General features: G+C 54.1%; 13 protein-coding genes. 5 read left to right on the top strand and 8 right to left on the bottom strand.

The features are described 5' to 3' along the window. Positions 1-9 precede the first annotated feature (9 nt). The 3 genes from HC757_RS13105 to HC757_RS13095 all read left to right on the top strand — a co-directional run bounded on the left by HC757_RS13105 (position 10) and on the right by HC757_RS13095 (position 2251). Positions 10-1077, top strand: coding sequence for a DUF3083 family protein (locus HC757_RS13105; RefSeq protein ID WP_169564828.1), 1068 nt, complete (start codon positions 10-12; stop codon positions 1075-1077). A 288-nt stretch (positions 1078-1365) separates the two neighbouring features. Continuing rightward, positions 1366-1827 carry a hypothetical protein gene (locus HC757_RS13100; RefSeq protein ID WP_244623518.1) on the top strand — a complete coding sequence of 154 codons (462 nt, stop codon included), beginning with the start codon at positions 1366-1368 and terminating at the stop codon, positions 1825-1827. Between the two features lie 10 nt (positions 1828-1837). After that, the gene (locus HC757_RS13095) at positions 1838-2251 is read left to right on the top strand and encodes a hypothetical protein (protein ID WP_169564827.1); all 414 of its coding nucleotides are present in this window, start codon (positions 1838-1840) and stop codon (positions 2249-2251) included. Between the two features lie 115 nt (positions 2252-2366). On the opposite strand, the gene HC757_RS13090 is transcribed toward HC757_RS13095, so the two are convergent. Continuing rightward, positions 2367-3026 carry a hypothetical protein gene (locus HC757_RS13090; protein WP_169564826.1) on the bottom strand — a complete coding sequence of 220 codons (660 nt, stop codon included), beginning with the start codon at positions 3024-3026 and terminating at the stop codon, positions 2367-2369. 476 nt (positions 3027-3502) lie between these two features. On the opposite strand from HC757_RS13090, the gene HC757_RS13085 reads away from it, so the two are divergent. Beyond that, a complete protein-coding gene (locus HC757_RS13085) occupies positions 3503-3898 on the top strand; it encodes a hypothetical protein (protein ID WP_169564825.1) in 396 nt (131 codons plus the stop codon). A gap of 368 nt (positions 3899-4266) precedes the next feature. Here the strand turns inward: HC757_RS13085 and sohB are convergent, their stop codons facing one another. Both sohB and HC757_RS13075 read right to left on the bottom strand, forming a co-directional pair. Beyond that, complete coding sequence (gene sohB / locus HC757_RS13080) at positions 4267-5283, bottom strand: protease SohB (RefSeq protein WP_169564824.1); 1017 nt, start codon at positions 5281-5283, stop codon at positions 4267-4269. Between the two features lie 116 nt (positions 5284-5399). Continuing rightward, positions 5400-7916, bottom strand: a complete 2517-nt coding sequence (locus HC757_RS13075; protein ID WP_169564823.1) for a VolA/Pla-1 family phospholipase — start codon at positions 7914-7916, stop codon at positions 5400-5402. 261 nt (positions 7917-8177) lie between these two features. Here HC757_RS13075 and HC757_RS13070 point away from each other — a divergent pair, with 261 nt between their 5' ends. Continuing rightward, positions 8178-8915: a YciK family oxidoreductase gene (locus HC757_RS13070; RefSeq protein ID WP_169564822.1), complete on the top strand. Its 738-nt coding sequence runs from the start codon at positions 8178-8180 to the stop codon at positions 8913-8915. An 86-nt stretch (positions 8916-9001) separates the two neighbouring features. On the opposite strand, the gene rluB is transcribed toward HC757_RS13070, so the two are convergent. From rluB to rnm, 5 genes are all read right to left on the bottom strand, one after another. Continuing rightward, positions 9002-9874 carry a 23S rRNA pseudouridine(2605) synthase RluB gene (rluB, locus tag HC757_RS13065; RefSeq protein ID WP_169564821.1) on the bottom strand — a complete coding sequence of 291 codons (873 nt, stop codon included), beginning with the start codon at positions 9872-9874 and terminating at the stop codon, positions 9002-9004. Further along, a complete protein-coding gene (scpB, locus tag HC757_RS13060; protein WP_169564820.1) occupies positions 9867-10463 on the bottom strand; it encodes an SMC-Scp complex subunit ScpB in 597 nt (198 codons plus the stop codon). The genes rluB and scpB overlap by 8 nt, the downstream gene beginning before the upstream one ends. A gap of 3 nt (positions 10464-10466) precedes the next feature. Then, positions 10467-11255, bottom strand: coding sequence for a segregation and condensation protein A (locus HC757_RS13055; protein WP_169564819.1), 789 nt, complete (start codon positions 11253-11255; stop codon positions 10467-10469). Positions 11256-11411: 156 nt separating this feature from the next. Beyond that, a complete protein-coding gene (locus HC757_RS13050; RefSeq protein WP_169564818.1) occupies positions 11412-12032 on the bottom strand; it encodes an L-threonylcarbamoyladenylate synthase in 621 nt (206 codons plus the stop codon). After that, a complete protein-coding gene (rnm, locus tag HC757_RS13045; protein WP_169564817.1) occupies positions 12029-12889 on the bottom strand; it encodes an RNase RNM in 861 nt (286 codons plus the stop codon). The genes HC757_RS13050 and rnm overlap by 4 nt, the downstream gene beginning before the upstream one ends. Between the last annotated feature and the right edge of the window lie 175 nt (positions 12890-13064).

The raw sequence follows: 13064 nt of genomic DNA, 5'->3' as shown, positions 1-13064 counted from the left end.
GGAATCATCATGCCATATCATCATCAAAAGAGAATCTATATCCCCACCAACGCCAGAAGCAATCAGTACATACTGGCCGAAATCAGAGTCACGGACGAACTCTTGGGTGGATATGACGATGTTCAGGATGCCTATCGCCAATTGAGCCAAACCGTGTTCTCTCTGGCGGACAAACAGGAAATCCATAACATACAGATCATAGCCAACGATAAGTTGCCCGTGGTGCGGTTTCATACCGAGGCCTATAGTTTCGAGACTGCCGAGCAGATCCGCTTCTTCTACAATCCCGCCTACCATGAGGCACAAAACCTGTTTGCCACCGCGGGGCATAGGGCCCGCAAGCTGCGTCTGGTATTCCTCGCCACCGGCAGTGAGCTGCGCAGTAATTCGGCGACCTTTCACGCCAAGGTGCAGTACTTCATGGACAGCCTGCTGCCGCTGCTGCCCGCCACTGGCCTGGCGGTAAAAATCCGCGATCATCAGCATTTGTCCTACGACTTTTTCACCAAAGCCAAAGGCAACAAGGAAACTTACGGCTATAAGCTGCGGGCCATAGATAAAAGATATCAGGCCAGAGGCTGCCAACTGCCGCAGGAACACAGCGCCCTGAACTATGTGACCGTCAGCCTGCCCCTGAGCCGTAAGCTCAAACAGCGCATCTTGCCCGAGGGGATGACAGACTTCACGCCGCTGTACCAATATCTGGAGGACAAGTTCCTCAGCGCCGCGTCGACCAAGCAGCTCAGTCGCCTCGCCATGGTCGCCAACGGCCTGACACCCATAGTGCGCAACAGCAAGTTTGAGACCCTGGAAAGCACGGCCGAACTGCAGATGATAGGTTTCGATCCCAATGCCACAGAGCAGCAATTCAGCCGTCACTGGCAGGGGGACAAACTGGCCGAGGCGGCACATTTCGCCATAGTCGCAGGTCCCAAAGATTGCGACGACGGCGGCTACGGGCGCTTCATGAACCAGGTCGAAGAAGCGCTGCGCAGCTTCGCCAATGAGATCGACATGGATAAAGAACACGAAGATCTTATCCTGAGGTTCCATCAGCATATCAGTTACCGCAGGTAATGCTTCGACCCGATTGACTCCGACAGCCGCGAACGGACTGTCGGAGTCGATGTCATAGTGCCGCTGCACCCGAGGCTTGTGCCCATTATTTTGGCCTAAATCAACATGCTTATTTAATATCCAGCAAGCAGGACATTTTTATTCCAGTAAAACAACCAAAAAATTGATAACCTGGTGCTGTATGTCGTGCCCTATATCATGCCGGTATGTTTTCCGAGCCACTAATTAGTTACATCCCGCACTCATAGTGATAACATTCGATTCAAATTCATATTCAAGAGACTTGTTATGTTCAAAACCGGTTTATTGCTAAGCGTATGCACAGCGTTAGTCTTAGCCACTCCTGCGGCGGCTGCTCCAAGTCCACTCATTATCGATAAGAACGTTAGGCCAAAATCGTCCAACGGCCGTATCAATGCGGTACACAAAGAAATTCCAACCATGAGCGCTGATTTGAATAAAGTCCGTTATGGCATTTTAGAAGGCATGCTCGAAACGAAAGGCTTCTCCTGGGTTTACGATGGCGAGGGGGAGGGTTACATTCTGGCGCGGTTTGATTATCGCGGCGACACCAATGTCATGCGTATCGAATATAATGAAAATTATGTGCAGCTTAAATATCAGGATGCCTTAGGCGATTATGTGTGCGAAAAACTCATCGAAGGTATTTGTTACAAGAATGGTCGAGGTTACTACAACTACATCAAAAACCTGCGAAAAAGTATTGCACACAAGATTGAACGTTTATAAGGAAATGAAAATGAAACGGCTGTCACCAGGATTAATATTCGGCGCCTTGTTTACTGTTCAGGCCATGGCAACAGAGTTACACCCATATCAAGATCCTATCCCTCTCAACGGTTATGTGAGTGACATAGATGCCCTTCTGAGCAGATCGCTACAGCGTAATCAATGGACCTTCTCCAAAGATGAAGCCGGCCACTATTTTGCGAGTATTACCCATAAAAGCTACGAGATAACAAGTCAGATTGTGGCCGACAAGGACACGCTACAGGTTAAACTGCTGTCGGCAACCCGAGTCGAGTGCAGCGACAAACATTGCTCCGTCGATGAGGACAAAGTCGAAGGCTGGCTCACTAAATTACGCCGCAGCATAGCGTACGATCTCACCTTGGTGGTCAGAGATGCGGCGTTGAAAAAGAGTTTACAGTAAGCAAAGACAGGACTAACAGTTGCGGATATATTTTGCTGAGCCGTCTTAGACTCAACAAGACTTATCCGTGCCCATGCGCCGCTAAACCCTTGCACCTTGAACATTGTCCCATTCCTTAATCAACCTCACCGCGGCCTGGCGTTGAATTAATTTTGTGGTCAGTTTTTGACAGTAATCCCAGCTCGTTGCACGAATTCAGTACTATCAGGAAAAATATCGCAACTAAATCTATCCCCACGCTGAACTGGCCTGAGTTTTCACCGACGAAAAAACCGAACCCTGGACTTAACACAGAAAATTTAACGAAAACCCCATTTCCTATGCCAACAATGAAGCTGCCTAGCCCCGAGTATGAGAAAAAAAAGCTGCCGGTATTGATTGTCACTATTTGAAAGATTTGATTGATATAAGAAAGTTCAAATCCATAACGTTTGCACGTTAACAGCCTATATCCTGCAAGTCCGTTAAAAATAGCGAGAACACTGCAAATCATCACATTGACTATTGTTTGTGTGCCAAATGCCGAATAGATGCACACTATAGCAAACCCAAGTGAGGTTGCCAGTTGAAGCCAGCCGAGTATTTTCAATCTGTTCTCAATTGAAAAAATAAACTCTTCTTGTTTTTTTTCTGTCAGCGCCTCAACTTCTTCCTTACGATTGTCAAGTTCAATCAGCAACGCTTTATAATTCTCAGGATGAGCCTCTTTATCAATATTGGCACGCACATCAAACAACTCGTCCAACGTGTATTTGGAGTAATCAACCGTACTCATGGTCCTTCCTGTAAGCTCATATTTTAACAGTGCGTATGCACTTAGGTTCTATGCACAACAGATTACCACAAGCCACTGTTATGTAAAATTAATCTTCTGATCACCAAGGAGTCCATGGGGCACAGGCATTGATCGCATGGCAAAATTTTAACGCCGAAGAACGAGTACCGGAATGAAACGGATCTATGCGGTGGAGCAATGAAACGGCGTCGCCTGTGGCTCAATCAACTGACTTTGGGATGAAATCATGGCTATGCTTGCAGATAAATGTCAGTGGCATTAATTCTAATCTGGATGGTACCAAAAGTTTTAGCCGCCCCATAGGGTCCCAGCCCAGCCTTCAAAAGTTGGCGTCCTGCCGAAGAACCTCTTATACATTAGTCGTGGAGGTCTTCTTCACATGGGCGACTGTGCGGATGACATGCAGTGTCAAAAAATTCTGTACTTTCGCCGATAATCCAATGAGGCACAACATCATGAGTGGAAATGATTACATCATAGGCAAGGATATAGGGCGGTTGCAAAGCCAGGTAGCAGCCCTGCAATCAGACTGTCACTGCGGCTCCTCGAACCATACGAAGCGGCAGCTGTCCGAGCATGAGCAGGCACTACAGGCGAAACTTTGCGAAGTGAGTTCAGAAATTCGAGGCGAGTTCAATAGAGTCATAGAGAAATTCGGGCTTGGGCTACAGATAGCCGAATTCGGTCTCGTCGCAAACGGCAATACCATGTCAACTGAGTCTATCTGCGCCTGTTGTCCAGGTTTGGGGTCAGGTAATGCCAGCTATCGCTGTTGTTTTGTGCTGGGTTGCGATCCCTGCAACGTCAGTATCAGTCTTCCCGATCATGAGGAAGGCCCGGGCCCGGGTTAGCGGCCCCTGAGAGCAATAAGAAGGCCCGGCTCTCGCCAGGCCTTCTTATTGCTCGAACTTATTGCTATAGCTTAAACGTTTGTTCGCTCTTGGGCTCAACCCTCCATGGCTGAACTCACGCCAGCCTCTTACCAAGGAGTCCCACGCCCTGCGGCGGCTCCGGAGGAAAACGGGTGTGTTCTGTGACCAGGTTTATCGCCAGTAAATCTTGTTGTCTTATATGGTCAATCCAGTTTCTGATCGAACTCAAGAGTCGAGAATAAACGCCAGAGAAGGTCCACGGCAGATGATGGATTGCAAAGCCATTTGGCTGCAACACTCGGCCCGAGGGTAGTACCAGGCTCAGTCGAGTGTGTCATTGTCCCTGTCTACAGAGGCCGGTTCTTTTCCATCAGACGATTAAAGATAGCGTTGACCGACAGAGATACCCCATGGGCAAGCTTATCCGCCAGCTTCTTCTTCAGCTGATAACGCACCTTGATCACTGTGTGCGCTTTGGCTTGGGCCATGATCACATCGTCACTGGTGGCTATCTCATCTATCAGCCCAAGTTCTATCGCCTGCTTGCCGTACCAATGCTCGCCGGTGGCGACCTTGGCGAGATCCAGTGCGGGGCGATAGTGGCTGACAAACTTCTTGAACAACACATGGGTCTCTTCCAGCTCCTGCCGAAACTTCTCCCTGCCCTCATCCGTGTTCTCACCGAACAGGGTCAGGGTACGCTTGAAATCGCCCGCCGTATGTTGCTCATAATCTATCTCGTGCTTCTTCAGCAGACGGTTGAAGTTGGGTAGCTGGGCCACCACGCCGATGGAACCTACGATGGCGAAGGGCGCGGCATACACCTTGTTGGCGACACAGGCCATCATGTAACCGCCACTGGCGGCCACCTTGTCGATACAGACACTGAGGTGGATGTTGGCCTGACGCAAGCGGTCCAGCTGGCTGGAGGCCAGGCCGTAACCATGTACCATGCCGCCACCGCTCTCGACATTGGCTATGACCTCGTCTCCCGGCTCGGCTAGGGTGATGATGGCGCTGATCTCTTCCCTCAGTGAGGCGACTTCGCCGGCATCCAGACTGCCCTTGAAGTCGACCACGAAGACCCGCTTGCCGAGCTGCGTTTCTGCTTGCTTCTCTTTGGCTTTCAGCTCCGCCTTGCGCGCCTTCTCATAGGCCTTGAACTGCTTCTTGGGCAATAATTCCTGTTTCAGCGAGTGGGCCAGCTCCTGCAAATCATCCGAAACATGGGTCAGGCTCAGCTCGCCCTTGTCGCTCTTCTGTTTCATCGCCGCGGCCAGTACCCCGACCACCACGGCCAATATGGCCACCACCAGGGTGATGGCCTTGGCCAAAAATAATCCGTATTCGTATAAAAATTCCAATTCAAGCTCCATCAGAGATGTTAGCCATATACAGGCAGACGTTGGCCCTTATTCTAACAGCCTATTGCGCAATAAAAAAACCCGGCGAAAGCCGGGTCTTTGGGATTGATCTCAACTCAATTGGCGCAGGGGCTGATCACGCTCGTCTCGTTCTCATCCACTTGGGCCACCACTATCGTCGCTTGGCCCAATCCCGCAGAGGCGGCAAAACCTACCACCTGGGACTGCATCTCTGCGGTTGCGGCAGCGGCGAAACCATCCGTGACTTCTGGTACTTCGCTCGGACTGATGATAGAGCTGTGATGCCCCTTGGCGAAGCGCACGGCGCCGGAGCCGACACTGGTGCTATCGACACAACCCAGACCCAGGGCGGAGATCAGCGGCTCGGTACCCGACAGCGGGAAACCTGTGACCCTGTTGGGCAGGGTTTGGTCCGGCAGGTTAGCTGCGCCGTCACCGACCACTTCGATCAGATGCAGCGGCAGCTCGGTAGCGGCCAACCTGGCGCCCTGATTGACTGGATCTATCGAATCGACAGCCGTCTGCACCGCAAACGCAAACGTAGGCACAAACTCGGCATAAACCGTCTTCACCAGATCGGTATACTGTTGGCTTCCCGGCTCATAACCTTGGGTATTGGCCTTATCCACTTGTTCCAGGAAGGTTGGAGAGGCGCTGATGTTACTGAACAGCAGAGGACCGAAGCTTGCCGAGCCAACGAAAGTGCCCGCCAGGCCACCGCTCGGGGCCACCAAAGAAGCGGCATTGAGGGCATAGGCATTGGGCAAGGCAGCGCCGGTCATGGGGTTAACCAGACCTGTGCTGGCGTAGGTGGAGAAGCTGGTGCCGACAATGGCGCCCAGACTCAGGCCCTGGGCGCTGATCTTGGTGACGTCGAACACCTGTGGCTTCCCTGCCGCCGCCAGGCTTTGGGCCAGACCTGTCAGGGTCAGTCTCAGTTCCAGATGATCCAGGATCCCCTGACGGAAGTTATCCCGCACCGACAGGGAACTGCCTATGTTGATGAAAGACAAAATATTGCCGTTTGCGAAGGCCGCCGGCTTGCCGATGGAAGCGCCGAAGGCTGGATAGCTCGCAGTCACCTCATAGACACCGTCTTTGTCGGCATCGAAGGAGCGCTCACCATGCAGTGGCATGTCGATGGCGACGGTCGCAATCCCGGCCGCGGCATAGGCACCGGCATAGGCCAGCGACATTTCCTTGCCGCCACCCAGGCCATGCATGGCTATGTTGGTTGGCCAGCCTGAGGTCGGCGGCACGAATCCGCCCTTATCCTTGTAGAACTCGACCAGCTTGGCGGCGTTGGGCATGGAAATCAGCACGGGCACAGTTTCATGGGTCTGGATAGCCGGTATCGGGTTGAACTTGGTCAGGTGTTTGGCCTTGTCCGCAGGCGTACCGTCATCGAGCAACCAAGTCTTGCCCGCCAGCAGGCTGGGGTTAGCCAGGGCGGCGGTGGGATCGACGCCCTGGGTCTGGGCCTGGGAAATAAATTTCTCCTGGCTCAGGGTGCCGGCCTGCAACGCCAGCAAGACTGACACAGGGCTGTCGCCCTGAGCCTGCCAGCGGCCATTGATCAGTGGATGCCCTTCACCGTCCAGGCAACTGACAGAGGAGCAAGTACCATAGATGGGCATCTCAATGGTCGCGGTATAGACATCGGCCAGATCTGCCAGCGCATAGGCCATGCCTGCGTCCGGGGTGAGTCCCGCCGCCTGGGCCACGGTATAACCTGCTGGGGTAGGCTCCTGCACGAATTTGGGGGCATAGGGAGAACCCGGCTGCGCCATCAACAGCTTGCTGGTCTCGTAGACTTCGGCAACGGATTGGGTGGTAAACAGGGCCGAATAGCTGATGCTGTCAGGATCGACGCCGTGAGTCGCGGCCAAACCTTTCTCATAGCTGTTGACCAGGGTCTGCAGCATCAGCTGATCCGGGGTTTCCAGCGGCAGTGTCTCTATGTCCATCTTGAGCAGACCATAGCTGCTCGATGCCTCTATGGGGCGGCTGGCGGAATCTTCGATTAACTTGGTCGTCGCATAGATATAAGACTGGCCGGCCTTGAGTGGCTTGAGCGGCACTATGACCACCTTATTGCCCGAAGCTGTGGAGATGAAATCGACACCAAACTGCAGCTCTTCGCCGACCTTACAGGCGGACACTGAGGGCTTGGCCTTACATTCGGGATCTGACGACAGGGCGCCACCGACGGTCGCTTCGAATACCCGCACCGCACCGGCCTGAGCCACGGAGGCGGCGTTGAGGGTCAAGGGGTTGCCCTCGCTGTCATTGGCGAGTTCGACATCGATGGAAATCGGTGAAGTGGTGGACCAGCCATCGAGGGCACCCAGGGCTATCTTGGGATCTGTATAGTCACCATTGGCTTCACTCGGATCTCCCGCCTTGCTTGGGATATTCAAGGTGCCGTCTGTGGTGCCGCTGAATAACAAGTCGTTGGGTAAAGGAACCTCGCCTTCGGCGGGATCGAATACCATGTGGGAAGCGGGTATCAGAGGGGTCGCCTCTTCCCTGGCCTCGTTGAAACTGTCCTCACCACATCCTGTGAGTCCCAGCGCAGATGCTATAGCAACACCCAAAATGAGTCTTTTCATCTTTTTTCCCCAAATCTTGTTGTAATAATTTTGTTTTCCCTAAGAAATTAGTCACAATAGCCCGATATCTATGACTAATGAGGCTTATGTTAGCCTCTAACTGGCCCCAAGTTAACGTAAAAGTATTGAGTTAGCTACAATTTTGTCACACAAGAACGGCCCGAATAAGGCAATTATTTAGTCGTTTGTTTGAAACGGTCGTTTATTGGTTCGGCGACGCTAGAAATGGCGGGCATTACCGCCCAGAGGAAACATTGACTCATGTTGGAATATCAAGCTGCAAAAGAATTGCTCGCAGGCAAAACCATACTGGTTACCGGTGCCGGGGACGGCATAGGCCGCACGGCCGCCATCAACTACGCCAAACATGGTGCCACTGTGATCTTGCTGGGCAGAACGGTTAAAAAACTCGAAGCCGTCTATGATGAGATAGAGCAGGCAGGTTATCCGACGCCGGCGATAGTGCCGCTGGATCTCAAGGGTGCCACTGAGCAGAACTACCAGGACATGGCCGAGACCATAGCAGAGCAATTCGGTCACCTGGATGGCCTGCTGCATAACGCCAGTCAGCTGGGTGCCCTGGGGCCATTCGAGCACATAGATATCGCCTCGCTGGAAGAAGTGCTCAAGGTTAACCTGATTTCCCAGGTGATGCTGACCAAGGCGCTCCTGCCCGTGATGCGCAAGGCACCGAGCGCCTCGATCCTCTTCACCTCCAGCAGCGTGGGTCGTCGGGGCCGCGCTTACTGGGGCCCCTATGCCTTCTCAAAATTTGCCACCGAAGGCATGATGCAGGTGTTGGCCGATGAATGCGATGGCAGCCAGGTCAGGGTCAACAGCATCAATCCGGGCGCTACCCGCACCGGCATGCGCGGCAAGGCCTATCCGAGCGAAGATCCACAGACACTGAAGACCCCCCAGGAGCTGATGCCGACCTACCTCTACCTCATGGGCGACGACTCCCAAGGGGTTAATGGCCAGCAATTCGACGCCCAGTAATGACACTGCCGGCGGTTGCAAAACCGTCCGCACACAGAAAAGGCCGCTAAGCGGCCTTTTTTAATGCGGTTTTCACCCCTGCTGGATCAGCTGCGCTGACGGCTGGGCTTAGGCTTGGCGCCCGTGACCTTATGCTTGCGTACCGCACGGCGGATCTTGGCGCTGCGCACCTGGGCCCGGGCGACGCTGTGCTTGTCTGTGCCCAGCATGCTGCGGGTCTCAGGCTCGAGTCCCGCCAGTTGGCGCAGATAATTCACTTGTTCTATCGGCAATTCCACCCAACCACCGCGGGGCAGTGACTTGGGCAAGTCGATCATGCCGTAGCGAATACGGATCAAACGGCTCACCTGCACTTCCTGGGATTCCCACAGGCGACGCACTTCGCGGTTACGACCTTCACGCAATGACACATGCCACCACTGGTTCATGCCTTCGCCACCTGCTGGCTTGATGCTGTCGAACTGCGCCGGACCGTCTTCCAGGGTGATGCCGGTGCGCAGACGCTGCACCGCGGCCTCGGGCACTTCGCCGAAGGTACGCACTGCGTATTCACGCTCGACTTCGTTCGATGGGTGCATCAGGCGATTGGCCAGTTCACCGTCGGAGGTGAACAGCAACAGGCCCGACGTGTTGATATCCAGACGGCCGACGGCCACCCAGCGTGAATCCCGCACCTTTGGTAGGCGGTCGAACACGGTCGGACGCCCTTCGGGATCCTTACGGCTGCAAATCTCGCCTTCCGGCTTATGGTAGGCCAACACGCGACAAATCACCTCATCGGCGGATTTGAGCGAGATGGCACGGCCATCGATACGCACCTTGGCATCGGCTTCGACGCGATCGCCTAGGCCGGCAATTTCACCGTCAATACTAACTCGGCCTGCAGCAATCCATGCCTCCATCTCACGACGGGAGCCATGGCCTGCACGGGCCAAGACTTTCTGCAATTTTTCACTCATTAGTACTCTGCTCTTCTGCTGGTTCTGGCACGCTTTTCAGGTTTGAAAAGAGCGCCTGCAATGACTCAGGATCGGACAGCGACGGCAAGTCGGCTAACCTGTCTAAGCCAAAATATGCTAAAAACTCCGATGTAGTGGCATAGAGTGCCGGGCGTCCCGGTACTTCCTTATGCCCTACCACTTTAATCCAACCTCTATCGGTCAGACTCTTGATGATATGGCTGCTGATCGCCACACCACGCACTTGCTCTATATCACCCCGGGTCACGGGCTGACGGTAGGCTATCACCGCCAGGGTTTCCAGGGTGGCACGGGAATACTTGGGCGCCTTTTCCTGCCACAGGGGCTGCAGATAAGGACTCAAGACCTCCTGGGTCTGGAAGCGGTAACCACCGGCCACCTGCACCAGTTGCACGCCCCGCTCGGCGTAATCTTGCTGTAACTCGTCCAATGCCGCCTTGACTCTGTCTCTGGAAACACTGAATTGTGCCAGCACAGTGTCTTTCAATGCCTTAACAGACAAGGGTTTACCCAATACAAATAAGCTGGCCTCTATCAGCTGCTTCAATTGGATGGGATTAATCTGCATCGCTCAATAAGCCTTCACATAGATGTTCGAAAAGGGTTCACTCTGGTATAACTCGACCAGGAGTTCTTTGACCAGCTCCATCAGCGCCAGAAAACTCACCACCACTCCGGCGCGCCCCTCGCTGAGCTGGAACAGGGTTTCGAACGGCACGAAGGCCTCACTGTTGAGCATAGCCAGTATCTGGCTCATGCGCTCCCGGGTCGACAGGAGTTCGCGCTTAACCTGGTGGTGCTCGCTGGCATCTATGCGTTTGAGCACCTGACCGAAGGCCCTGGCCAACTCGAACAGAGACACATCCGGCGGCACCAGCATGGGCTTGATGCCGTCGGCGGGCACGGCCCTGGCCTGAAACACATCCCGCTCCAACCTGGGCAAGTCATCCAGACGTTGCGACGCCTCTTTGATCACCTCATAGGCCTTGAGCTGGCGGATCAGCTGGGCCCGGGGATCTTCTTCCACCTCATTCTCGGCCAGCATCTTGGGCAGCAGCAGGCGGGATTTGATCTCGGCCAGGGTGGCTGCCATCACCAGATAATCGGCGGCAAGCTCGACCCTGGCTTCGGAAAGCAGCTCTATGTATTCGAGATACTGGGCGGTGATCTGCCGTATAGGTAAATCCACCACATCCATTTTCTGTTTACGGATCAGGTATAAGAGCAAATCCAGCGGGCCTTCGAACGCCTCGAGGAACACCTCCAGCGCCTCCGGCGGAATGAAGAGGTCGGCCGGCATCTCTTTGACCGCCTGGCCCCGAATAACGGCTAAGGGTAGACTCTGTTGTATGCCCTGCATCCGTTAAACTTCCTCTCACCCAGAGCGACAAGCCAGGACGACAATAAGCCGTCATTCGGCGCCAAACGCGCGATTATACAGTAAAACCCTGCCGATTAAACCGCCAGCATCAAGATAAAGCGATCGTCATAGGTCATGCATGCCGTCAATGCAGGCTCAGAGGAAATGACTGGTATCGCCCGCGCCTTCACGGACTATGTCCATCGCCCCTTCGGACATGTCTATCACAGTGGTAGGCTTCTCCCCCAAGTAGCCGCCATGGATGATGGCGTCTACCTGATGCTCGAGCAGATCGCGGATATGTTCGGGATCCGACTCGGCAAACTCGGCACCCGGCATCACCAGGCTGGTGGACATCAGAGGTGCATCCAGGGCTTCGAGCAGCGCCAGGGCGATCAGGTTGTCCGGCACCCTTATGCCTATGGTGCGCTTCTTGTCGCACTGCAGCCGGCGCGGCACTTCCTTGGTCGCCTTGAAGATGAAGGTATAGGGCCCCGGGGTACAGCTCTTCAATAAACGATAGGCCTGGTTATCTACGCTGGCGTAGGTCGCCAATTCGGACAGGTCACGGCACATGAGGGAAAAATTATGATCCATGTCTATCTGCCGGATACGCGCCATCCGCGCCATGGCATCCTTGTCCCCTATGAGGCAGCCCAGGGCATAACCCGAATCTGTCGGATAGACGATCACCCCGCCCTTTTGCAACACAGCCACGGCCTGATTGAGCAGCCGCGCCTGGGGATTTTCTTCGTGTACGTAAAAAAACTGGCTCATGTTCGTTCCATCCAAGATTGTGATTGCCAGACCCAGTCTATGCCCTGAGGCTGAAATAAATTTTTGCCTAATTCTATCCAGTTGCTCGGGAAATGAAAATCACTGCCAATCGAGCCTAATAATTGATTTTGATGGCTTAATGCCACCAGATTGGCTCTGTCGTCCAAGGTCTGCTGTCCGAGCACCACTTCCATGGCATCGCCACCAGCCTCCTTGAACTCCCGCACCAGGCGCTTGAGCCACTTGCCCGAGAGCTTATAACCACTGGGGTGCGCCAACACGGCCAAACCGCCGGCATTGTGAATGACCTCGATGGCGTTGGCCATGTCGCCCCAATTGTTGGGCACATAGCCCGTCTTGCCGCGGGCCAGGTAGCGCTTGAACACGCTCGGCATATCCGTGGCATAGCCGTTATCGGCGAGCCAACGGGCATAATGACCGCGGCTGAGCGCCGCCTCGCCGGCGATGGCCTTGGCGCCAAGGTAGGCGCCTGCTATGCCGGCCTTGGCCAGACGCTCACCGATTTCCTGCGCCCGCAACTCCCGCAGTTCGCGCTGGTGTGCGAGAAAGGCCAGCAGGGCCGGGTCCTTGGCATCTATGTTAAGCGCCACTATGTGTATGTCGTAGCTGTTCCAACGGGTGGAGATCTCGACCCCATCTATGAGCTTGAGCGGCGCGGCTTGGGCGGCGTTGAAGCCATGGGCCTCGGCGAGCCCGGCCACAGTGTCATGATCTGTGATGGCGAGCATCTCAACGCCCTTTTCCAGTGCCCTGGCAACCAGTTCGGCCGGGGTCAATTGACCGTCGGATGCGGTCGTGTGGCTGTGAAGATCGGCCAAAATTGTTTCTGTCATCATCAGGCTATTGTACTTGAGTTTGTTACAAAAAGCGCAGCTATCTGGGGCAAAATACCCCAACCTGATTAAGATATAAAAAATATTCAATTGACAATGATGCCCGGCTAAGGTTTTCTATATAGCAATTAGCGACCGATTTTCAGATAGCGCTTTCAAACAAGAGACTTTTTCGATG

This window comes from Shewanella salipaludis (assembly GCF_012911865.1).
GTDB lineage: Bacteria > Pseudomonadota > Gammaproteobacteria > Enterobacterales > Shewanellaceae > Shewanella > Shewanella salipaludis.
This window is presented reverse-complemented; position numbering and strand designations above follow the sequence as displayed.